The sequence below is a fragment of the Corynebacterium sp. HMSC063A05 genome (genome assembly GCF_001809695.1).
GTDB classification, from domain to species: Bacteria; Actinomycetota; Actinomycetes; order Mycobacteriales; family Mycobacteriaceae; genus Corynebacterium; species Corynebacterium amycolatum.
The window spans coordinates 323,626-343,845 of sequence record NZ_KV798496.1 but is presented as its reverse complement, the minus strand read 5'-3'; the positions used below and the strand labels follow the sequence as shown (position 1 = coordinate 343,845).

The 20,220-nt window shown below is 57.6% G+C and carries 21 protein-coding genes; 13 read left to right on the top strand and 8 right to left on the bottom strand.

The window, feature by feature from the left end:
- Positions 1 to 34 precede the first annotated feature (34 nt).
- Both HMPREF2651_RS03235 and arsC read right to left on the bottom strand, forming a co-directional pair.
- Positions 35 to 1,432, bottom strand: a complete 1,398-nt coding sequence (locus tag HMPREF2651_RS03235) for an MFS transporter (protein ID WP_049180852.1) — start codon at positions 1,430 to 1,432, stop codon at positions 35 to 37.
- A 198-nt stretch (positions 1,433 to 1,630) separates the two neighbouring features.
- Positions 1,631 to 1,975 carry an arsenate reductase (glutaredoxin) gene (gene arsC, locus HMPREF2651_RS03230; RefSeq protein WP_049180851.1) on the bottom strand — a complete coding sequence of 115 codons (345 nt, stop codon included), beginning with the start codon at positions 1,973 to 1,975 and terminating at the stop codon, positions 1,631 to 1,633.
- Positions 1,976 to 2,250: 275 nt separating this feature from the next.
- Between arsC and HMPREF2651_RS03225 the strand changes: the two genes are divergently transcribed.
- The 7 genes from HMPREF2651_RS03225 to HMPREF2651_RS03195 all read left to right on the top strand — a co-directional run bounded on the left by HMPREF2651_RS03225 (position 2,251) and on the right by HMPREF2651_RS03195 (position 7,328).
- Positions 2,251 to 3,381, top strand: coding sequence for a metal ABC transporter substrate-binding protein (locus tag HMPREF2651_RS03225; protein WP_038628201.1), 1,131 nt, complete (start codon positions 2,251 to 2,253; stop codon positions 3,379 to 3,381).
- 23 nt (positions 3,382 to 3,404) lie between these two features.
- Positions 3,405 to 4,073, top strand: coding sequence for a metal ABC transporter ATP-binding protein (locus HMPREF2651_RS03220; protein ID WP_038628204.1), 669 nt, complete (start codon positions 3,405 to 3,407; stop codon positions 4,071 to 4,073).
- The gene (locus HMPREF2651_RS03215; RefSeq protein WP_038628208.1) at positions 4,063 to 4,893 is read left to right on the top strand and encodes a metal ABC transporter permease; all 831 of its coding nucleotides are present in this window, start codon (positions 4,063 to 4,065) and stop codon (positions 4,891 to 4,893) included. The genes HMPREF2651_RS03220 and HMPREF2651_RS03215 overlap by 11 nt, the downstream gene beginning before the upstream one ends.
- Positions 4,886 to 5,704, top strand: a complete 819-nt coding sequence (locus HMPREF2651_RS03210; protein WP_049180849.1) for a metal ABC transporter permease — start codon at positions 4,886 to 4,888, stop codon at positions 5,702 to 5,704. The genes HMPREF2651_RS03215 and HMPREF2651_RS03210 overlap by 8 nt, the downstream gene beginning before the upstream one ends.
- A gap of 3 nt (positions 5,705 to 5,707) precedes the next feature.
- Positions 5,708 to 6,400: a metal-dependent transcriptional regulator gene (locus HMPREF2651_RS03205; protein ID WP_038628213.1), complete on the top strand. Its 693-nt coding sequence runs from the start codon at positions 5,708 to 5,710 to the stop codon at positions 6,398 to 6,400.
- 92 nt (positions 6,401 to 6,492) lie between these two features.
- Positions 6,493 to 6,810, top strand: coding sequence for a hypothetical protein (locus tag HMPREF2651_RS03200; RefSeq protein WP_038628215.1), 318 nt, complete (start codon positions 6,493 to 6,495; stop codon positions 6,808 to 6,810).
- Positions 6,807 to 7,328 carry a hypothetical protein gene (locus tag HMPREF2651_RS03195; protein ID WP_038628219.1) on the top strand — a complete coding sequence of 174 codons (522 nt, stop codon included), beginning with the start codon at positions 6,807 to 6,809 and terminating at the stop codon, positions 7,326 to 7,328. Before HMPREF2651_RS03200 ends, HMPREF2651_RS03195 begins: the two co-directional genes overlap by 4 nt.
- Before the next feature lie 13 nt (positions 7,329 to 7,341).
- Here the strand turns inward: HMPREF2651_RS03195 and HMPREF2651_RS03190 are convergent, their stop codons facing one another.
- Together HMPREF2651_RS03190 and HMPREF2651_RS03185 are read right to left on the bottom strand one after the other, a co-directional pair.
- Positions 7,342 to 8,307, bottom strand: coding sequence for a quinone oxidoreductase family protein (locus HMPREF2651_RS03190; protein WP_235191238.1), 966 nt, complete (start codon positions 8,305 to 8,307; stop codon positions 7,342 to 7,344).
- A 27-nt stretch (positions 8,308 to 8,334) separates the two neighbouring features.
- Positions 8,335 to 9,024 carry a GntR family transcriptional regulator gene (locus HMPREF2651_RS03185; protein WP_049180873.1) on the bottom strand — a complete coding sequence of 230 codons (690 nt, stop codon included), beginning with the start codon at positions 9,022 to 9,024 and terminating at the stop codon, positions 8,335 to 8,337.
- Between the two features lie 148 nt (positions 9,025 to 9,172).
- On the opposite strand from HMPREF2651_RS03185, the gene HMPREF2651_RS03180 reads away from it, so the two are divergent.
- The 5 genes from HMPREF2651_RS03180 to HMPREF2651_RS03160 all read left to right on the top strand — a co-directional run bounded on the left by HMPREF2651_RS03180 (position 9,173) and on the right by HMPREF2651_RS03160 (position 13,430).
- Positions 9,173 to 10,384, top strand: coding sequence for an NRAMP family divalent metal transporter (locus HMPREF2651_RS03180; RefSeq protein ID WP_049180847.1), 1,212 nt, complete (start codon positions 9,173 to 9,175; stop codon positions 10,382 to 10,384).
- Positions 10,385 to 10,473: 89 nt separating this feature from the next.
- Positions 10,474 to 11,247, top strand: a complete 774-nt coding sequence (locus HMPREF2651_RS03175; protein WP_038628238.1) for a LamB/YcsF family protein — start codon at positions 10,474 to 10,476, stop codon at positions 11,245 to 11,247.
- Positions 11,248 to 11,318: 71 nt separating this feature from the next.
- Positions 11,319 to 11,972, top strand: coding sequence for a 5-oxoprolinase subunit B family protein (locus tag HMPREF2651_RS03170; RefSeq protein WP_038628241.1), 654 nt, complete (start codon positions 11,319 to 11,321; stop codon positions 11,970 to 11,972).
- A gap of 18 nt (positions 11,973 to 11,990) precedes the next feature.
- The gene (locus tag HMPREF2651_RS03165; RefSeq protein WP_038628245.1) at positions 11,991 to 12,875 is read left to right on the top strand and encodes a 5-oxoprolinase subunit C family protein; all 885 of its coding nucleotides are present in this window, start codon (positions 11,991 to 11,993) and stop codon (positions 12,873 to 12,875) included.
- Positions 12,876 to 12,962: 87 nt separating this feature from the next.
- Entirely contained in the window at positions 12,963 to 13,430 is a 468-nt protein-coding gene (locus HMPREF2651_RS03160; protein WP_038628248.1) for a GNAT family N-acetyltransferase, read from the top strand.
- Positions 13,431 to 13,478: 48 nt separating this feature from the next.
- Here the strand turns inward: HMPREF2651_RS03160 and HMPREF2651_RS03155 are convergent, their stop codons facing one another.
- Both HMPREF2651_RS03155 and HMPREF2651_RS03150 read right to left on the bottom strand, forming a co-directional pair.
- Positions 13,479 to 14,954, bottom strand: a complete 1,476-nt coding sequence (locus HMPREF2651_RS03155) for an NAD(P)(+) transhydrogenase (Re/Si-specific) subunit beta (protein ID WP_038628251.1) — start codon at positions 14,952 to 14,954, stop codon at positions 13,479 to 13,481.
- A gap of 6 nt (positions 14,955 to 14,960) precedes the next feature.
- Complete coding sequence (locus HMPREF2651_RS03150) at positions 14,961 to 16,550, bottom strand: Re/Si-specific NAD(P)(+) transhydrogenase subunit alpha (RefSeq protein WP_038628253.1); 1,590 nt, start codon at positions 16,548 to 16,550, stop codon at positions 14,961 to 14,963.
- A 387-nt stretch (positions 16,551 to 16,937) separates the two neighbouring features.
- On the opposite strand from HMPREF2651_RS03150, the gene HMPREF2651_RS03145 reads away from it, so the two are divergent.
- A complete protein-coding gene (locus HMPREF2651_RS03145; RefSeq protein WP_049180846.1) occupies positions 16,938 to 18,140 on the top strand; it encodes an alpha/beta hydrolase in 1,203 nt (400 codons plus the stop codon).
- Between the two features lie 6 nt (positions 18,141 to 18,146).
- Here the strand turns inward: HMPREF2651_RS03145 and HMPREF2651_RS03140 are convergent, their stop codons facing one another.
- Together HMPREF2651_RS03140 and HMPREF2651_RS03135 are read right to left on the bottom strand one after the other, a co-directional pair.
- Positions 18,147 to 18,692, bottom strand: a complete 546-nt coding sequence (locus HMPREF2651_RS03140; protein WP_038628259.1) for a TetR/AcrR family transcriptional regulator — start codon at positions 18,690 to 18,692, stop codon at positions 18,147 to 18,149.
- Positions 18,679 to 20,175, bottom strand: a complete 1,497-nt coding sequence (locus HMPREF2651_RS03135) for an MFS transporter (protein ID WP_038628262.1) — start codon at positions 20,173 to 20,175, stop codon at positions 18,679 to 18,681. The genes HMPREF2651_RS03140 and HMPREF2651_RS03135 overlap by 14 nt, the downstream gene beginning before the upstream one ends.
- Between the last annotated feature and the right edge of the window lie 45 nt (positions 20,176 to 20,220).

Here is a 20,220-nt window from a genome sequence, read left to right as displayed (position 1 = left end):
GTTGATATTCGACTAGCAACACCGTGACTGACAGTTATTGAGCTGTTTTGGTGCGGGCTTCATCTGCCTTGTGCATGACTTCGCGCTCGTATTTGCCGACGAAGATCATGAGGACAAACGCAATAGCGACAACTCCAATGAGAGTCGCGAATGTAACATTCCAGCCTGCGAAGTCGATCAAGAGGCCGACACCAGTGGAGGCGAGTGTTGCGCCGAGAAGGTATCCAAACAATCCAGTGAAACCAGCTGCGGTTCCCGCAACATACTTAGGCGAGAGGTCGATGGCCTGCAGTCCGATAAGCATGATTGGACCGTAAATGAGTGCGCCGATCAGGGAGATGAGCACGTAGAACATCCACAATGGTGCCGTGGCGGGTAGCTGCCAATATGCGAAAATGGTGATGCCGGTGCCAACCAGGAAGAGCATGCCGGCGCCTGAGCGCCAACCCTTGAAGACCTTGTCGGAGACCCAACCGCACAGCAGGGTGCCAACAATTGCTGCGCCCTCGTAGAGCATGAATCCGATGATTCCGCCCGTGACGTTGGTCTTGTGCAATTCGTTTGTCAAGTAAATCGGAATCCAGTTAAGAACTCCGTAACGGAGTGCGTAGACGAATACATTGGCAAGTGCCAGCATGACGATAACCGGATTGGTAAGAACATGGTTCTTGACGATTGTGAACCAGGGTTCTTGTGCCTCGTCATTAGTTCCTTCGACTTTGTCCGGGTCGTTACGGTATTCCTCGACCGGAGGCAGGCCCATGGATTGCGGGTTATCTCGAATCAGCAGGAATGCGATGGCGGCAATCGCGAGCGCGACAATTGCCGGTAGCCAGAATGCGGGAGTCCAGTCGGCGTCGGAAGTGGCGAACGAATGCAAGCCCCAGGCTGCCAGAGCACCGCCGACGGCGGCGCCGACATTGTGGGCAGTGTTCCAGATCGACATCAAAGTGCCGCGCTCGGATGTCGAGAACCAGTGGACGACAACTCGTCCAGAGGGAGGCCAGCCCATGCCTTGGAACCAACCATTGATGAACATGACTGTCGCGAATATTGCAACAGAGGCGCTGATGGCTGGGACGAACGCAACAAAGAGGTTTACGACCGCGGACAGTGCTAGGCCAAGTGGGAGGAAGTACCTGGCATTGGCTCTGTCGGAGAGCATGGCCATGAAGAATTTGGATAGGCCGTAGGAGAACAGAACTGCATTGGCTACGATGCCGATTCCGGCTGCGCCAAGTAGGTCGTGCTTTTCCAGCACGGCAGACACCAGGGGGATGTTATTTCTGATGAGGTAGAAGCCCGCGTAGCCGATGAAGATGCCCATGAAGACGTTGAATCGCCAGGTCCGGTAGGTCGGGGCAATTTTTTCCTCGGGGAGGGGAGCTGCTGGGCCGGGTGCGCTGAGCCAGCCGAGCCTCTGACTGCTCATAATGAGAGTCCTTTCGCTGAAGGCCGCCGCTGCCTCTGGTGCAACCTGTGCGGGTGGCTAGGGACAGCAGGCGGAGAGCTTTATCGTTTCAGCGGCGAGTTTACAGTGGCTTTATCTCCTATTAACGGGCTGTTAACTTGCTGGTCTTGGAGACCTTTGAAGGGGGTTGGTGTAAAAGCGATTAACGCTTGTCATCGGTTAGAGAATGTCGTTAATGGCCTCGGTGGGGCGCGCCATCCTTACCCCCTTATTGGTGACGACAAACGGGCGCTCAATCAGGCGTGGATGCGCAACCATTGCGTCCAGAAGTTCCTCGTCGCTGGAGTCCTTGGAGAGTCCCAGTTCCTTGAACTCCGCTTCCTTTGTGCGCACGGCATCGATGACGTTCAGGCCGGCCGTCTCGATTAGCGAGCGCAGCTCGGTCTTGGTTGGAGGAGTGTCTAGGTACTTGATGATCTCCGGCTCGATTCCGGCCTCGCGTAGTACGGCGAGAGCTTGGCGGGACTTTGAGCAGCGGGGGTTGTGGTAAATCTTCGCTTCCATGTCTCCATCATGGCTGATGTTGTGGCGGGAAGGTTGGTGCTGTGGCGCAACGGCCAGCGGTTAGATTTTGTTCAATCATTATCTTCAAAAAATGTAATACCAAAAACATCTGAGTTCAACAGGTTGAAAATAGATGTCGTTAGGTTTACTCTCACACCTGATAGATGAACGGCGAAGTGCGCCCCAACCGTCCTTAAAGTGACCAGCTTTATTGAAGCGGTCGGTCAGCGAAGCCGTCGTAAAGCAATAACAAACAATCAAGAGCGGACACCAACATGACAATTTCCGGAAAGCTTTCGCGATCAGCTAAGTCCATGTGTGCGGGCCTTTCAATCTTGCTAGCGGGCGCTGGCCTTGCAGCGTGTGGCGATGGCAGTGAGGGAGCCAGCGGCGAGAACCCAATCAACGTCGTGGCTTCCACGACACAGATCTGTGATTACGTGAAGCAGCTGGACATCGATGAAGTTGATTTGACCTGTCTGTTGGCGCCGAATGCAACAGCACATGAGCTGGAAATGACCCATGAGCAGCTGACCAAGACTGGTAACGCCGATCTCTTGTTCGTCAACGGGGTTGATCTGGAGCACTTCCTGGACCAGGCGATTGAGTCCTCGGGCTTTTCCGGAACGATGGCAGTAACCAGTGGCGTTCTCACTGCAGGTGACGTAGATGCCATGAAGGCAGCCAAGGACACGGACAAAACCAAGCCGCTGCCACCAGAGAAGGCGAAGAATGGTAACTACACCATCGACCGAGGGGTGGAAAAGATTGATGTCGCCCCATGGCCATTCCCGCCGGAAGAACCCGGTGAGGAGGCGGAATTCCGCTTCGATCCGCATGTATGGACCTCGCCGAAGAACGCCAAGGTTCAGGTTGCCAATATCGGCTACGCACTGGAACAGGTCGCTGAGGAACGTGGCGACAATGAGCTGAAGTCCACCATCGCCGACCACGTTGCGGCCTACCAGGACAAGTTGAATCAGCTGGATGAGTGGGCAAATAAGTCCATCGCCACCGTGTCGGACCCTGTGCTGTTTACCAGCCACGATGCCTTTGGATACTTCTCCCACGAGTTCAATATCAACTTCATCGGTGCAGCGCTGTCTGATTTCAACGAGCAGCAGGATGCCACGGTCGCGCATATCGCCGAGGCGGCAAAGACCGTGAAGGACTCGGGTGCAACTGCGCTGTTTGCGGAGAACTCGAACAACTCGAAATCAATTGAGGCGATCGCTAAGGCCGCAGGTGTCAAGGCCATCGTTGGTGAGGACGCACTCTACGGCGACTCCCTTGGTCCGGCTGGCAGTGATGGCGAAACCTACATCGGTTCCATCATCCACAACGTCACTCAGGTTGTGACGGCATGGGACGGAACTGTCGCGCCGCTGCCAGAGGGCATCAAGTGAGCCGTAACCGCTTAGCTAACCCCATGTCTGCCGAGCCCATAGTCACGCTCCGCGATGCCTCATTCGGCTACACGGCGGTACCCATCGTCAATCACATCACCGCCAATGTCGCGCCGGGTACCGGGCTTGCACTCATCGGCGCCAATGGCTCTGGAAAAACGACTGTGCTGCGCGGAATCCTGGGTGGGACTCGTATTCTCGCTGGTGAGATGCACAACAACGCGAAGATTGTGTCCTACGTCCCGCAGTCGGCAGACCTCGATCGCACTTTTCCGGTCACGGCTTTCGATGTCGTCGCCATGGGGGTGCTGCACGAACTGCGCCCCTTCCAACCGCTTGGACACCGCAAAGAACGCATCCACGCAGCGCTAGCCAAAGTCGGGCTTGCCGACCGCACCAGTGAACGTTTCGGCAACCTCTCCGGTGGTCAGCAGCAACGCGTTCTGTTGGCGCGTGCCATCGTCGCACGTCCGCAACTCGTGCTTCTCGACGAGCCGTTTAACGGCCTCGACGCTGAAAATCGGGCGATGCTGCTGAATCTCCTCAACGAACTGAAGGAAAATGGCACGGCAATTATCGCGGCCACCCATGATCTCGTGCTTGCCGAGGAAACCTGCGAAAACACATTAATCGTGGCGGAGCAGCCAGCTTTTGGTGCGACCTCGAAGTTGGTGCCAGCCTATGTGGACTGAGCTTGCGAATGAGCTTGGGGTAGCGCCTTTCATGTTCAGGCCACTAGTGCTGCTGATTGCCCTCGGGGCGGTCTCTGGCCTGGTCGGTGTCATCGTGAACCTGCGTGGCCTCGAGTTCAATGCGGAGGCCATGGTGCATTCTATTTTTCCCGGAATTGTGGCCGGTGCCGTATTCGGCGGCATCGACATGATTATCCCGGTGGCTGCAGCATTTGCGGTGGTAGTGGCAGTAGCACTGACCTTAGTATCGCGCTCGCACATGTCGGAAGCTGGAGTAGCAGTCGTACTGACCAGCTTCTTTTCCATCGGCGTGATTCTCTCGCTGAAGAAAGGTGACCAGTCAGGACAGCTGGAAGCGCTCATGTTCGGGCGACTGCTGGAAGTCACTGACTCCCGTCTCACCAGCGCCCTGATTGTCTGTGCCATCGCCTTGGTTCTTATCGCAGTGACCTGGCGCCAGCAGGTGTTTGTTGCCTTTGATCGCTTCGGTGCCAAAGCCGCAGGCGTCAATGTGTGGGGCGCCGACCTCACCATTAACGCGGCGATTGCTGCGGTCGTGGTGTCGTCGGCAAGCGCAGTGGGCGTGCTGCTGGTAGTCGGATATCTGGTCGTGCCGGGAGCGGCGGCGAGACTGCTGACTCGCCGAGTTCATGTGATGGTGCCGATCGCGATTGCAGTGGGCTGCCTCAGCGGAATCGTTGGTTTGGCACTGGTGCCTTTGGGGCCGGTGTCGCCTCAGGCAGTCGTCGCGCTGACCTCGGTGGGACTGTATTTCATGGCACTGGGGCTGCGCGTCGTGCTGGGAGGCGACCGTGTCTAGCATCCTGATTTTGCCAATTATCGAACTGATACTGGTAGGAGCCCTGGCTGGAGTAGTTGGGGTGCTCGCGGTGCTGGGAAAACAAGTGTTCTTCGCAGAAGCGATTACACATGCGACTTTTCCCGGCGCGGTTGTGGGCGTTGTTATTGCGGCAGCGCTCGGCCTGAGCCACTCGTGGATTTCGGTGTTCCTCTTTATCGGAGCATTTCTGATGTGTATTCCGATTGGGGCGCTGTTCGGTCTGTCAAAGGTGGGAACGACGTCCTCGGCGGCGGGAATTGTGCTGACATTTGGGTTCGCACTGGGCTACTTCCTGAACAAGTGGTTCGCCCCGTTGCCGGTGAAGGTAGAGAGTTTCCTGGTCGGCAGCGTACTCAACGTGAACAAGATTGATATTGCGCTGTCCGGTGGCCTCTTGCTGCTGGTGGCGTTGGTGCTGGTGGCTCGGTGGCGGCAGCTGATTTACTTCACCTTCGACCCGGAGTCTTTCGGAGTCGCGCATTCGAGGAGAAAAGCACAGCTGGTCACCAGCGGGCTCATCGTTCTGACTCTGGTGGCGCTGATTCCGGCTGTCGGCACGATTCTATCCATCGCGCTGCTAGCTGCCCCGGCAGCTGCGCTCGTTGGGGTAGTGAACGATACCCGTTTGCTATTCGTGTTGGCGCCATTGATGGGTATCGCGATTGGCCTGGTGGGGCTATTCATTGCGGTGGCGGCGAATCTGTCAGTTGGTGGCTGCATTGGTGTATGCGCCGGCTGTTTCTATGTCCCCCTCAAGATTGCGTCAACACGCAATAGCGCTAGAGTTTGAAGAATGCACGTGGAGGATTTACCAGCAAAGACCCAGGACTACCTCAAGGTCATTTGGGATTTGCACGAGCGCACCGGTGAAAAAGTGGCACTTGGCGACGTCGCTGAGCGGATGGGCGAAAAGAAGCCCACCGCCAGCGAGGCTGTAAAGAAGCTAGCTGCACGTGGCCTTGTCAACCACGAGCCGTATCGGGGCATTAGCCTGTCGGACCGTGGGCGAGACATTGCGCTAATCATGGTGCGTCGCCACCGGTTGATTGAAAGCTTCTTGGTCTCGACTCTGGGATACACCTGGGATGAGGTTCACGAGGAAGCCGAAAAGCTTGAACATGCGGTCTCGGATGATTTCATTAGTCGCATTGATGCAATGCTGGGATTCCCTGAGCGCGATCCGCATGGCGATCCAATTCCCAGCGCAAGCGGTACCATCGCCAGCGCAGTGCGCACCGACCTGACGGATATCGAAGCCGGCGCGATGGTGGTAGTCGATCGCATTAATGACTCCGACCCTGAACTACTGCGCTATTTGGCGACATCAGGGGTAGGACCGGGGACTGTGCTCCGAGCCGAAGCCGCACCATATGCAGGCATGCATGTCTTTGCCATCCTCGATGAGGTGGACGATACCGAGCCAAAGAAAATTCATGTGGCAGACTCGGCACTATGGGCAATCAAGGCGACTCCAACAACGAACTGACGAGGGCCGCAGCGCGCTCTTACTATAAGGTGTCGCGGAATCTCACTGGGCCAACTAAAGTGCCACCCGCACCGTCAGTTTCGTTCGACAGCGTGAAGAGTGCTCGTCGACAGGCATATGCCAGTGTCGAGAGCGTTGATGTGCCACTCAATGCCATCGCTATCTCGCCTGCTGAGCAGCAGGAACACATGGCTAATCTCGAACGCCGCTTGAATGCCTCGACCAAAGATATGCGGGCACTGCTGGACTACGAAGAGCAGCGCATTGCGGTCACTAGCACCGTCAAAGAGGCAATCGTCTATACGTTGCTGGCAATACTCCTTTTGGCAGCAGCCATCGGACTTGGCTACGCCAGCCACCTGGGGGCCGATGCGATTTTGAATGCTGCGGCGGAGGTGACGCCGCGATGAGTAAACGCTCAGGCTCCGACAACGGGTGCGCGACGGTCATTGTCGTATTTTTCTTCTTCGGCCTGATTGTTCAGCTCTTCGGTGTCACGCTGTGGATTCTGCAATATGCATTGCCAGTTGCGGGCTTGGTGCTTGCGATTCTCATTGCATACCAGGCGTGGGTCGGTGTGCGCCGCAGCGCTGAGGCGCACGAGCTCGCCGAGCGTAATCACGCTGAGCTACAGCAGATTGCCATGGACACCGAGTACCAGCTCACCGCAATCCTCTCTGCCTGGGACAACGTGAACACCACAATGGGGGTCGGCACCATCTACAAAGATGTATTTGCCTCCGGAGAGGCTACGCCGGAGCTCATCGAACTACGCGGTGAGCTCTCTCGAGCTCGAAAGCTAAACAACCGACTGCGCGAGCAGCGCGAAACTATGACTAACCGGGAGCTGGTGGAAGCCATCTCTGATGCCGACGAGCTCTGGTGCTCGCTGACGAAGACGTATCAGAACGCTCGTCGCGAGCTGTAGTAACGCACTTGAATTAGTCGACGGTCATCACAACCTTGCCGTCAGCGTGTCCGTCTTCCAATACCCGGTGGACCTCCGCGACCTCGGTGAGATTTTTAGTCAGGCCGATAGGAAGCGAAATCTCACCGGCAACCACGCGGTCGGCCAGGTCTGCATAAATAGTCGTGTCATTCGAAATAGCCGGGATGTGTGCCTCAATGCCGCGTTCCTTCGCCGGTGTTAAATCGGCCAGCGAAGGCAGCGCCACAATCCGACCATCCGATGCCAACACATCCAGCGAGGGGAGGAAAGTATCGAAATACACGCCGTCAAGGACAACGTCCACGCCCTCGGGGAACTGCTGGCGCACAGCCTTGAATACATCTTCCGCTGTGTAATCAATGTGCTGCGCGCCAAAGCCCACTAGTTTTTCATGATGGCGTGACGACGCACTGGCCAACACAGTTGCGCCACGGGCGACCGCCAGCTGCGTCATCAGCTGGCCAACACCGCCACCGGCACCATGAATTAGTACGGTGTCACCGCTTTTTACCTTTGCAAGCTGCTCGACAGCCACGGTCGCCGTGATTCCCACTAGGGCAAGGCCCGCAGCGGTAACGTCGTCAAGCGAATCGGGCGTTCGGACCACACCGTCGGCGGGGAAGACGTTGTGCGTTGCGTAGGTGCCGCGGAAGTCGTCGAAGCTGCGCATGCCGAAGACACGGTCGCCGGGGGCGAAGCTGTCCACACCTTCGCCGACGGCAACGACTTCGCCAGCGGCTTCACGTCCGAGCACCGCGGGAGGGGTGAACTTTGCGCACAGGCCGGAAGATCCATCGCGCATCTTGTAGTCCAGCGGGTTTGCGCCGATGGCTGTGGTTTTGACCAGGATTTCACCGGGGCCGGGCTCTGCAGGCTCGATAGGTGTCCTGGTGAAAATGTCAGCGGGGCCGAACTCCGTAATGGTCATTGCGTATGCGTTGCCTGAATTTGCTGCCATGTCCATCACTGTAGTCCTAGCTGCTAATTATGAACGGGTGGCAGGTGGGAGGGCAGCGGTGACGGCGTCGAAGGACTCGTTGAGGTAGGCGCTGAGGAGGTCGGCGGCGTGGTGCGGGGTGTCTTCGATGAGAACCTTGGCGATACTGATGTGGCGATCGGCGTATCGGGCATGGAGTTCGATGCTTTGGGGGTAGGAGAGGAAGCAAAGACGGAGTTGGGCCTGAATGGATTCGGCGGTTGCTAACAGGTCGGGAGACCCGGAAGCCCTGACGATGGCGAGGTGAAAGGCATTATTCCGTTCGGGAAGGTTCAATGATGACTGCGAACCACAAAGAGAAAGAATCTCTTCGCCGAGGAGCTTTGCTTGGCTCTTGCTTAGCGACCGCAGTGTTCCGCATTCGGCGACATGGCGAAAAGCATACAGTTCGCGGATGCGTTCTTTGTCGAAGGAGGCGATAAAAACGCCGTGATGAGGGATGTGAGTAAGTAGCCCCTCAGATTCCAGCTTCCGGTACGCCTGTCGGATGGTGTTGCGACTGACCTGTAGTCGCGCAGCAAGTTGGGTTTCACGGAGCTGCTCGCCGCTGTAGTGCTTTCCGGCGAGAATCTCTCGGCGCAGGACAGTTGCGGTGGCATCCGCTACTGAAACGTCATGTTGTTTTTCCCCAGAGGACGTGTGGGTCTGATCGTCGAGGATGTTTCCGGGGGTAGTCATGTAATACAGACTACTAAAGCACTTTTGTGTGGCGGTCATCACCAATTAACATACGAGACATTGTTCAACAATCTCGGTGCAGGCGATCTTCAACGTAGGAATCCTTCAACGTGGGAGTCGTCTGGCTTGTAGGGAAAGGCCTTACGCTATGGACGCTTCAACATCTGCCCACAAGGCGCGTCGAACGGCACTCCTCGGCGCTGTATTCCTGATGGCGACCAGTGCTATCGGGCCGGGCTTCCTCACCCAGACCGCAACCTTTACGGCCAAGCTTGGCGCAGCTTTCGCCTTTGCCATTTTGATCTCGGTGCTTCTTGATATCGCGATTCAGCTCAACGTGTGGCGAGTAATCGCTGTCTCTGGACGCCGCGCGCAGGAGCTCGGCAACGCCGTGCTTCCGGGGTTGGGCTGGCTTATGTCAATTCTCATTGTCATCGGTGGTGTGGTCTTCAATATTGGCAACGTCGGCGGTGCTGGACTTGGCGCGAACGCGATGTTGGGCGTGGACGCAAAGATTGGCGGCATTGTTACTGCAATCCTCGCCATTGGCTTCTTTCTCTCCCGACGGGCGGGTATGGCGCTGGACAAGGCACTCGTCGTGCTTGGTGTAGTGATGATTCTGGTCACTGCAATTGTGGCGTTCAGTTCTAACCCACCAGTAGGAGAAGCACTGAAGAACACGGTCATGCCCGACACGATTGACTTGCTGGCAATCATCACGCTGGTCGGTGGCACTGTTGGCGGTTACATTACATACGCCGGCGCTCACCGCATGCTTGACGCTGGCGCCGGCGGTGTGGAGCACCTCGCGCAGACCACTCGCTCATCTGTTACGAGCATCATTGTCACGGCTATCATGCGTTTCCTACTTTTCCTAGCTGTCTTGGGAGTGGTCGCGGGTGGCGTGGTCCTCAATACGGATGGAAACCCCGCTGCAGAGGCATTCCAAGCTGCGGCAGGCGATTGGGGTATGCGATTCTTTGGCGTTGTCCTGTGGGCTGCGGGAATCTCGTCGATTGTGGGTGCCAGCTACACCTCGGCAACGTTTCTGACTCGTTCCGCGGGTGCTGGTGCCAAGACTCAAAACACGATCACCATTGTCCTAATTGCAATTTCCACGCTGCTCTTCGGTGTCATCGGTACGGCTCCAGCGACGCTGTTGGTTTTCGCCGGAGCCTTCAACGGTTTGGTTCTACCAATTGGCGTTACTGTGCTGATTTACATCGCGCTGTTCCGTGCGGACCTCATGAATGGCTACAAGTACCCGAAGTGGTTAGCGGCTATCGGAATCGTGGGTGTCGCAGTCGCTTGGTTCTTGGCGTGGCGCTCGTTCGGCGGCGTGTTTGAAATGCTCGGCTAATCGGCCGGTTTTTCGTACAGCTCAGATGAGGACCAACATATCAACGGTACAAAGACCAGCATTACTACCTGGAAGGGGCGGCGACGTTTATGGGCGCCATTATCGATCTCAACTCTGATCTCGGGGAAGCTTTCGGCTCATGGAAGATGGGGGATGACATCGCTCTACTGGACATTGTGACCAGTGCGAATGTTGCTTGCGGGTATCACGCGGGTGACGCTAGCGTCATGATGGAGACCTGTGAGGCAGCTGCCGCGCGCGGAATTCGCATCGGCGCACACGTCGCCTACCGCGATCTCGCCGGATTCGGACGACGTCGCATGGACTACTCACATCGAGAATTGCGAGCCGAAACTGTATACCAGATTGGTGCCCTATCGGCATGTGCACGGGCGGTGGGTACCGAAGTTTCCTACGTCAAACCCCACGGTGCCCTCTATAACCGCATCGCAGTGGACGAAAATCAGGCCACTGCAGTGGTGGAGGCGCTCCTGCTCGCTCGCTCCACCTGCGGAGATGGGCTTGCCATTATGGCGCAGCCGGGGTCGGTCATCGAACGGCTCAGCCTCGATGCGGACCTCCCTGTGATTCGGGAAGCTTTTGCTGACCGCGCATACAACTCCGACGGAACGCTAGTTTCCCGAGCGCTCGCGGGCTCGGTCATTGCAGACCCCGATGCCGCCGTCAAACGTGTCATTGCAATGGCCAGTGGGGAACCAATCGCCGCTTACGACGGTTCACTGTTGACCGTGCAGGCTAACTCTATTTGTTTGCACGGAGACACCCCTGGCGCGGTCGAACTGTCCCGTAGGATTCGCCAAGGTCTCGTCGACGCGGGAGTTACCGTCGCTGCCCACGTATAGCGCGGACTCGTACACCGGTCTTATCGACCGCAGTTTTTCAACCTCGCAAGAAAGAAAGGATCAGCACCGCCATGGCCGAGATTCGCCCTATGGGAACAAATGCGCTGCTTATCGACTATTCATCATCGGCCAATCCGTTGGCGAAGGTACTTCGTGCACACTCTGCGGCGGCTGAGATCGAGGGACTCGTTGACAGGGTACCCGCAGCCCAAACGCTCCTACTTCGCTTTCGCGGGCCGGCTCGTCGATACCTCAGCGCAGTCGAAACCGCGCTGCAGGGCAACAATACGCAGAGGCACACCGTCGACAAGCGAAAGACAGTGACGATTCCCGTTCACTATGACGGCGCGGACCTTGAATCCTTGGCACAAAGCCTTGGGATGAGCCCCCAAGCGTTAATTGATTGGCACTGCGAGCGCCCTTGGACGGCCGCGTTCGGTGGATTTGCGCCGGGCTTTTATTACATGGTGCGGGGGAGCGGTCAGGGATGGCCAGAGCCGCTTGATATTCCCCGCCTTGCGACGCCGCGCACCCGAGTTCCCAAGGGCTCTGTCGGACTTGCAGGCCAATTCGCAGGTGTGTATCCCATCGATTCGCCCGGTGGCTGGCAACTCTTGGGGCATACAGATGTGGAGATGTGGGACTTAAATCGGCTCAATCCGGCGCTGCTTGAGCCCGGGGCTGAGGTTCAATTTGAGGCGACTTCTACGGCGAGTGCGGCGTAGAAAAAGGGTGCGGAAGAGATGAAGAATTCTATCGAGATTATTCGACCCGGTATTTTGACGACTATTCAGGATTGGGGCCGTGCTGGGCAAGGGAGCTTGGGGGTGAGTACCTCCGGTGCGTTCGACCGCGAGTCCGCGGCAGCTGCTAACCGGATGGTTGTCAACGAAGAAAACCTCGCTGTGCTCGAATGCGTCGTCGGCGGGTTGGAGTTCCAAGTAGCGGAGGGGGCAATTATCTCCTTTGCAGGAGCCCACGGTGAGGTGACCGTCGAGCAGGATGGCAAGGTCATCAAAACCTCGATGAATAGCCGAATTGTGGTCGGGGCGAAGGCGATTGTGAGGCTTGGTACCTTCGATGCGGGTCTTCGTGGATACGTCGCGATTCGAGGGGGCATCGATGTCGCGGAAGTGTTGGGGTCGCGGTCATACGATACGCTTGGCAAGCTCGGTCCAGCGCCTTTGCAGGCTGGTCAGGTCTTGCCAGTCGGCGACCCGGAGTATTCGACGGGTTCGTCAATCGCAATTTATCCCGCTCCTCATTGGTCGAGCGAGGCTGCCCGTCTTGATGTTGTTCCTGGGCCTCGGGCGGACTGGTTTACGTCGGAAAGTGTCAGTGATTTCTTTCACGAGACATGGACCGTGACGCAAGAGGCCAACCGCGTCGGACTTCGGCTGAGTGGGACTACTCTTGAGCGCCAGGTCACCCATGAGTTGGCCAGCGAGGGAATGGTTCCCGGTGCGATACAAGTGCCCGCATCGGGGCAGCCGATTATTTTCGGTCCTGATCATCCGGCGACGGGTGGATATCCGGTCATTGGTGTGCTGACGGAGCCGTCATTGTCGAGAGCTGGGCAATTGGTGCCCGGCGCGAAGGTAAAATTCCGCCGGGTGCGGGCGGCATAGGTCTGCGGCGTCATCCTGCGCGATGGTGCGCCACAAAGTCTGCCAGCTGTCAGAGTCGCACAGCACTTCGCAGTAAAATCAGCCACCATGATTGAGAGAGCTTCTTTTTCCGACCTCAGTGCGACCGATGCGTATGCCATCTCGGCGCTGCGTACCGACGTGTTCTATCTTGAGCAGTCCTGTGAGGAGCCGGAAATGGATTGGCGCGACCTGGAAGATACCGCAGAGCACTATTTCATCCGCGACGACAACGACTCCCGCAAGATTATCGCGTACTTGCGTGTAATTGACACGCTCGATGAGTACTCGTCGAGCTACCCGCGCACCATCGGCCGAGTTGTCGTCGATGCTGCGAGCCGGGGTAGGGGGTTGTCCTCGAAACTGCTGCAGCAGGTCATCGCTGACCACCCGGATACGGGGCTGATTCTTCATGCCCAGACGCAGGCGAAGGCTGTGTACGCAAAAGCCGGCTTCCATGAGGTCGGGGAGACCTTCATGGAAGCCGGCATTGAGCACATCACCATGGTTCGTGATGCAGCCCGTGGCGAAGCCTAGGAACTAATCGCCTAGGCTCCGGTTTGTACGGCGTTGCTTACTTCGGGTTTAAGCGGTGACCTTCGAATCCGCCAGGATGCGATTCAGGGAGTCGATGCTCGCCTTCGCATCGCCGATAAGCATGTCGGTGTTTTCGTTGAAGAACAGCGGGTTCTGCACGCCCGAGTAGCCCGAACCCATCGACCGCTTGAGAACAATCACGCGCTCAGATTCCCACACCTTCAGCACCGGCATACCCGCAATCGGGGAGCCCGGCTGCTCTGCCATCGGGTTGACGGTGTCATTTGCACCGATGACCAGGGTGACATCCACATCAGCGAAGTCATCGTTGACCTCGTCCAGCTCCAGCACGATGTCGTAGGGAACCTTGGCCTCTGCCAACAGCACGTTCATGTGACCCGGCAGGCGGCCAGCGACTGGGTGGATACCGAAGACCACTTCCTTACCGTCGGCACGCAAATTGCGTACCAGATCGGCGACGGCGTACTGAGCCTGTGCCACAGCCATACCGTAGCCCGGAGCAATGAGAATCTTGTCCGCGTTGCGCAGGATTTCTGCAGTGTCCTCGTGGTTGACCTCAGTGTGGGAGCCTTCCACAGCGCTTGCCGACGAAGCCTCGGAGCCAAAGCCACCCAGAATAACGTTTGCAAAGGAGCGGTTCATGGCCTCACACATGATGTACGACAGGTAGGCGCCGGAGGAACCAACCAGCGCACCGGTGATGATGAGCAGCGGGTTGCCAAGCATGAGGCCGGTGAAAGCAGCGGCCCAACCGGAGTACGAGTTCATGATGGACACGACAACCGGCATGTCGCCGCCACCGATGGCGATGACCAAGTGCCAGCCCAAAAACAGGCCCAAAGCAGTCACAGCAACCATGCATGCCCATGCGATGGCGCCGCCCTCGGTGCCGGTTGCGATGAAGACAGCCAGGAGAACCAGAGTGACCACCAGAATGGCAATGTTCAGAGCATTGCGGCCCGGCAGTAGCAGCGGCGAGCCCTTGATCTTCTCAGACAGCTTCAGGCCAGCGACGATGGAACCAGTGAAGGTCACAGCGCCGATGAAGACGCCAATGTAGACCTCGCCGAAGTGGAACTTCAGGGCATCGGTGTCAACATCTTCGGCGAAGATGTACGAGTTGAAGCCGATGAAGATAGCGCCGAGTCCAACCAGACCGTTGAACAGTGCAATCAGCTGCGGCATACCAGTCATGGCAACGCTGCGTGCGCGGGTGATACCGATGACACCACCGATGCCGATAGCGACAGCGATGAGAATCAGGGTAATCAGCGGGGAGAAGTGAGTATCCGGCTTGGTGTCAGCGGTGACGAGTGCCTGAAAGATGGCAATGACAACGGCGACAGCCATGCCGGCAATACCGAAGGCGTTTCCGCGGCGAGCGGTCTCCGGCTTAGACAGGCCCGAGAGGGCAGAGAGGAACAGGACAGCGGCGACAATGTAGCCGACGTTGGACAGGCGGTAGGTCCAGTCCAGAAGCGAAGCAGTATCAATGCTAGCCATTAGACTTTATGCCTCCTCTTTCACGAACATGCCAAGCATGCGGTCGGTGACGGCGAAACCGCCGAAGATATTGATGGAGCTGACCACGATGGCCGCGAACGCGAGACCGGAAACCAGCAGGTTGGAGCTTCCCACCTGGAGAATCGCACCCACCAGAACAATGCCGGAAATCGCGTTGGTCTCAGACATCAGCGGTGTGTGCAGGCGTGGCGTAACCGCGGAGATCACGTAGAAGCCAAGCACGATAGCCAAGGTGAGAACCATGAAGTTGGCGCTCACGCTGTGCGGCGCGCTGAGCATAACCACAATTGCCAGCAGTGCCGTCAGACCCAGAGCAATCTTCGAGCCCAGGCCCGATCCCATGAAAGAAACCTTCTCCGGCGCATTCTCTTCTAATGCAGCCTGCTGAGCCTGCTGTTCCTGCAGCGGGGCAGCAGGGGTGACAGCGACCTTGATTGGCGGTGGTGGCCAGAGAATCTCAGCTCCGGTAGCGCCGGCACCATTCTGTGGGCGAGCCTTTGTCACCGTGATGCCACGGATAATCTCGTCCTCGAGATTGAGAACTGGAGAGCCATCCTTTTCTGGCGTAATCAGCTTGAACAGGTTGAAAATGTTCTGGCCGTACAGCGACGATGCCTGTGCGGGCAGACGTCCTGCAAGGTCGGTGTAACCGATGATGGTCACCCCGTTGTCAGTGACAATAGTCTTGCCTGGAACGGTCACCTCGCAGTTACCGCCACCGGCGGCAGCCATGTCGACGATGACGCTGCCTGGCTTCATAGCTGCAACATCGGCAGCAGTCAGCAGCAGCGGAGAGCGGCGGCCCGGGATATTCGCGGTGGTGATGACAATGTCAGCTTGCGCGGACTGCTCGGAGTAGAGCTTCGCGGCAGCGGCAGCCTGATCATTGGTCATTTCCTTGGCATAGCCATCTTCGGACTTCTCAGTGGCAGCCGGAATCGGGATGAACTCTGCACCCATCGATTCGACCTGTTCACCGGCTTCAGGGCGCAGGTCTGTTGCCTTGACAATCGCGCCCATAGAGTTGGCGGTACCGATTGCGGCAAGTCCGCCGACACCAGCGCCGATGACGTAAACGGTAGCTGGTGGCATCTTGCCTGCGGCAGTCACCTGACCAGTGAAAAGGCGACCATATGCAGAAGCCGCTTCGACTACTGCGCGGTAGCCGCCGATGTTGGCCATCGACGACAGCACGTCCATCGACTGTGCCCGGGAAATGCGGGGAACTGCATCCATAGCAAGGGCAGTGATGTTGCAGTGCGCGAGCTCTTCGACCAGCTCTTCGTTACGGCCTGGTGCAAGTCGGCTAATCAGCATGGCACCGTCGTTAAGCAGTGCACGGAACTGCTCCGGCGGAGTGTCGAGCGTTACGACGATATCGCTGTGCCAGACAGACTCGTCGACAATGGTGGCACCGGCGGATTCGTAGTCCGCGTTGGTGAACTTTGCAGCCAGGCCGGCGTCAGCCTGCACGGCGACCTCGTAGCCAAGCTTGACGAGTTTGCCGACGGTTTCCGGGGTCGCAGCCACAATTGTTTGCTGGGGATCGGGTTCTAAAGGGATGCCGATTCTCATTGTGGGAGTTCTTTTCTGTTCGGGGGTTTTATTAAGGGCCATGCGCACTCGGTTGTCGGTTAACAGTGAGTGTGGGCGTGGCCGCTTTCTCCTTGGTGTCAATAAGGTATGCGCTGGTGGGGAGGCAGCGGAGGCGTTTGTGGAAAAAGGTAATAAAAATATGTGGGTAACGGTGGTGAGGTGGGTTTTCTGAATTTGCACACTCTTGCAAAGGGGGTAGGAAATGGGGGTGAGGGTGTTAATTTTGAGCGAGAGTGAACATTTGTAGCGCCCTGAATGATTGTTTGAGGGGTGAAGTATGGGGGAGGATGATTCTGTCTTTACGTACTTCTTTACGCATTAGGTAGATTTGTATTCCAAGGTTTTTGGCAAGAGTTAAGGAAAACGATGATTGGTTCACTAAGTGCCGCCGGAAAGACCGTGTTGGCATCCCGCCGAGGGCAGGGGCGTACGTTCTCGAAGGTGGTTGCTCTCTCGCTCGTAGCTGGTGTAGTTCTCAGCGGACAGGTGCCAGCGCAAGCGGCACCGCGCATTGGTCAGCTACCGGACATCACTGCACGCGAAAGCACTATTGACTACCAGAACTCGGAAACCGTGGACAAAATTGGCGGTGGTCTGGTGGATGTCATGGGTGGCGTGAACCGCATCATCTCCGGTGGCGAAAGTGGCCATATCACCGAGCCGTTCGCCCCAGAGGCGGGGCAGCTGCGCAAGGAGTTCGGAGCGATGGGCTCCCATCCAGTTGCCGCAACCCGCGAAGCAATGCCATGTGATGGTGTCGTCTACACCATCTATAACCGCGTGCTGCGGGACCTCCACGGTCTCCACGGCACCACCGGCTGCTATGACGTACTGCCAGAATCGGCCAACGCCTCCCCAGTTGGCGCACAGCTTATCTATCCGGCGGATATTGACTCGATGGAGTCTGCGCCACTGATGGTTCTGAGTCCTGGCATTGGTACTGAGCCGGGTATGTACGACGCGCAAGCGCGACTCTATGCAAGCCACGGATACGTCGTGGCTCTTGGCTACAACTTCACCAACTGGTTCGCGCCACAGATGGTGCTGGCAGCTTCGGTTGCCGCAGCAGCCAATGAGGACGAGTCCACACCACTTGCAGGCAAGATCGATTTCTCCCGCACGATGCTGGTCGGGCACTCTGCGGGTGGTGGCTCCGCAATCTTCCTGAACAACAGGATGGATAAAGCCTTCCAGGCTGCGGGTATCGATATGGTCACCCGCGGTCTGGTCGCCATCACCCCAGGGCCTTCCGACGCTGGACTAATCTCCACACCGCCGGAGATTCCAAGCCTGGTGGCCATTGCGGAGCACGAGGACATCGTTCCTTTTGATGCGGATCGACGTGGTTACCGCGATGCTGAAGGGCCCGCCTGGGAAGCGGTAGTCACCGGTTCCTACCACGGCACCTACCTGGATGATCCGTCTAAGAATGTGCTTGGCTCGCTGGTGCTGTCCTTTAGTGAGTATGTGCTCGGCGGAACGAGTCGAGCAAAGGCCGTCTATGAGGGTGCTAACTACGGCCTGGCTACTGACTCCGAGCTCAAGGACGTTCAGCGCAAGGGCGTTTAGAGCTGGCTACTCCATCGACTCTGGAATCAGCTTTGCCGCGGCCTCGGCGATTGCCTTACGCTGTGCTTTCGTGAGCTGATTGCCGTTGAGATAGTCGTTGGCCCAGAGTCCATCGGAAATCATTTGGACAACGTAGGCCATGCAGGCTTCCTCATCGGTGGCAATCTGTTCTACCGGCGGATTCCACCGGCGCAAAAGGCGCGTCCAGATCTCGCGCAGCTCCGGTTCGGCGGCAGAGTCGATGGACATGAGTAGCTCGGCCCTTGTTGCCGTCTCCAGCGAGACCTGGAGGTTTGCGCGTAGGCGGTTGGCGGGGGATACCTCCTCCGCAGGCCCACCCGCGGCTTCGATAAGCTCCTCTTCCCATAACTGCGCCATGTGCTCATGGACGCTGCGAATCATGTCTTCGCGGGAGGGGAAGTGGTAAATCAACCCTGATTTACTCATTCCGCATTGAGTTGCGACATTTTCGTAGGTGACCTCGGAAAAGCCGTTTGTCTCGATAATCTCAACGATTGTGTCGAGAATGGCAGTGCGCTTACTCGTGCGCATATTCAGTCTCCTTCGGGTTGCCGCGGAATGCCACCGCAGTCGCAATCGCTGCAATGACAGCAACGACAGCCAGCATAATCAAAATGGCCAGGTAGGAACTGTCGAGGCCGGCGCGGGCGCCGTCGTTAAGCGCTGGCGTGTGAAGTGCATCGGTGAGTGAGATGCTGGCGTCGACAGGCGTGAACAAGGCGTAGAACATGGGTAGGAGGCTGCCTGTGATTGCGACGGTGATCAGTGTGCCAAATTCGTAGGACACGGATTCCATCGCCGCCGCCATGCCGGCCTTTGACCTTGGGGCTGAGCCGATAATCGCGGTCGACGACACCGACATCACAGAACCTGCGCCCGCGCCGAGCAGTATCAGTCCTGCGATCATGAGCGGGAAATTGCCCGAGGAAACACCGTAGTACATGCCTGCCAGGCCGATGGCGTTGAGGAGGAATCCGCCGGTGATGAGTGTGCGGAAACCCACTCGATGCAGCACCATGCCGCCGATGACACCAACTGGCAAGGACGCCAGTGCCGCGGTGGCAACTAGCAAGCCCGCATCGAGTGGTGTGTATCCGACGGAAATCTGGAAGCGCTGCGTCGTCATCAATTCGGCGCCTGCCAGGACAAACATGGCAAGCGCGGCTGCCAGCACGCCACCGGAAAACATCCGCGAACGGAAGACGGAGAAGTCGATGAGGGGTTCAGTGAGACGTGCCTGACGACGCTGAAACAGTACCGCGCCCACTAGCCCGCAGGCGATAGCCGCGACGATGACGGTGGAGGAGTGATGACCAGCGAGTTCCTTAATGAGCGAGACCAGGCCCAGCATGGCCAGCATCGCGTAGAGGCTGGTGAGAAAATCCCAGCGCTTGGCTGGGTTGGGCTGATTCGGCGGAGCAAAAATCAGCGTGCCAATGATTGCGAAAACTACTACAGGGATATTGATAAGGAAGATTGAGCCCCACCAGAAGTGCTCCAATAAGAAACCGCCAACGACGGGGCCAGCGGCGGCACCCAGTGTTGCCGTGGCAGACCAAATGCCAATAGCTGTGGCAAGTTCACGAGGGTGGTGGAAGGTCTCACGTAGCAGTGCGAGGGTCGCCGGCATCATGGTCGCGGCGCCCAGTCCTAGACAGCCGCGGGCGATGACCAGCGCCCAGGCGTGCGGCGCAAAGGCCGCGGCCAGGGAAGAGAAGCCAAAAATTGTCAGGCCCACAAGAAACATCTTGCGGTGACCGATGCGGTCGCCCAGGGTGCCTGTGCCGAGGAGGAGTGCGGAGATCACCAGTGGGTAGGCGTTGATGATCCACAGGCCCTCTAACTCGGTTGTGTGGAGCTGCTCGCGCAGAACCGGCAGAGCAGTGTAGAGCACCGAGTTATCTATGCCGATGAGTAGTAGGCCGGCGCTGATGATAGCGAGGAAGATCCACCTGTGGGTGACTGAAGTGGGCGGATTAGCCCTCGTGGAAGCGGCGTGGTCAGTACTTGTCATTCCAGTAACTGTAACGAACGTTCGGTTTAGTTACAACCTCTAAAG

What these genes read in the sequence shown, in the direction of transcription:
- HMPREF2651_RS03235 (WP_049180852.1), bottom strand. Translation starts at nt 1,432, where the DNA reads ATGAGCAGTCAGAGGCTCGGCTGGCTCAGCGCACCCGGCCCAGCAGCT.
- arsC (WP_049180851.1), bottom strand. Translation starts at nt 1,975, where the DNA reads ATGGAAGCGAAGATTTACCACAACCCCCGCTGCTCAAAGTCCCGCCAA.
- HMPREF2651_RS03225 (WP_038628201.1), top strand. Translation starts at nt 2,251, where the DNA reads ATGACAATTTCCGGAAAGCTTTCGCGATCAGCTAAGTCCATGTGTGCG.
- HMPREF2651_RS03220 (WP_038628204.1), top strand. Translation starts at nt 3,405, where the DNA reads ATGTCTGCCGAGCCCATAGTCACGCTCCGCGATGCCTCATTCGGCTAC.
- HMPREF2651_RS03215 (WP_038628208.1), top strand. Translation starts at nt 4,063, where the DNA reads ATGTGGACTGAGCTTGCGAATGAGCTTGGGGTAGCGCCTTTCATGTTC.
- HMPREF2651_RS03205 (WP_038628213.1), top strand. Translation starts at nt 5,708, where the DNA reads ATGCACGTGGAGGATTTACCAGCAAAGACCCAGGACTACCTCAAGGTC.
- HMPREF2651_RS03195 (WP_038628219.1), top strand. Translation starts at nt 6,807, where the DNA reads ATGAGTAAACGCTCAGGCTCCGACAACGGGTGCGCGACGGTCATTGTC.
- HMPREF2651_RS03190 (WP_235191238.1), bottom strand. Translation starts at nt 8,307, where the DNA reads ATGGCAGCAAATTCAGGCAACGCATACGCAATGACCATTACGGAGTTC.
- HMPREF2651_RS03185 (WP_049180873.1), bottom strand. Translation starts at nt 9,024, where the DNA reads ATGACTACCCCCGGAAACATCCTCGACGATCAGACCCACACGTCCTCT.
- HMPREF2651_RS03180 (WP_049180847.1), top strand. Translation starts at nt 9,173, where the DNA reads ATGGACGCTTCAACATCTGCCCACAAGGCGCGTCGAACGGCACTCCTC.
- HMPREF2651_RS03175 (WP_038628238.1), top strand. Translation starts at nt 10,474, where the DNA reads ATGGGCGCCATTATCGATCTCAACTCTGATCTCGGGGAAGCTTTCGGC.
- HMPREF2651_RS03170 (WP_038628241.1), top strand. Translation starts at nt 11,319, where the DNA reads ATGGCCGAGATTCGCCCTATGGGAACAAATGCGCTGCTTATCGACTAT.
- HMPREF2651_RS03165 (WP_038628245.1), top strand. Translation starts at nt 11,991, where the DNA reads ATGAAGAATTCTATCGAGATTATTCGACCCGGTATTTTGACGACTATT.
- HMPREF2651_RS03160 (WP_038628248.1), top strand. Translation starts at nt 12,963, where the DNA reads ATGATTGAGAGAGCTTCTTTTTCCGACCTCAGTGCGACCGATGCGTAT.
- HMPREF2651_RS03155 (WP_038628251.1), bottom strand. Translation starts at nt 14,954, where the DNA reads ATGGCTAGCATTGATACTGCTTCGCTTCTGGACTGGACCTACCGCCTG.
- HMPREF2651_RS03150 (WP_038628253.1), bottom strand. Translation starts at nt 16,550, where the DNA reads ATGAGAATCGGCATCCCTTTAGAACCCGATCCCCAGCAAACAATTGTG.
- HMPREF2651_RS03145 (WP_049180846.1), top strand. Translation starts at nt 16,938, where the DNA reads ATGATTGGTTCACTAAGTGCCGCCGGAAAGACCGTGTTGGCATCCCGC.
- HMPREF2651_RS03140 (WP_038628259.1), bottom strand. Translation starts at nt 18,692, where the DNA reads ATGCGCACGAGTAAGCGCACTGCCATTCTCGACACAATCGTTGAGATT.
- HMPREF2651_RS03135 (WP_038628262.1), bottom strand. Translation starts at nt 20,175, where the DNA reads ATGACAAGTACTGACCACGCCGCTTCCACGAGGGCTAATCCGCCCACT.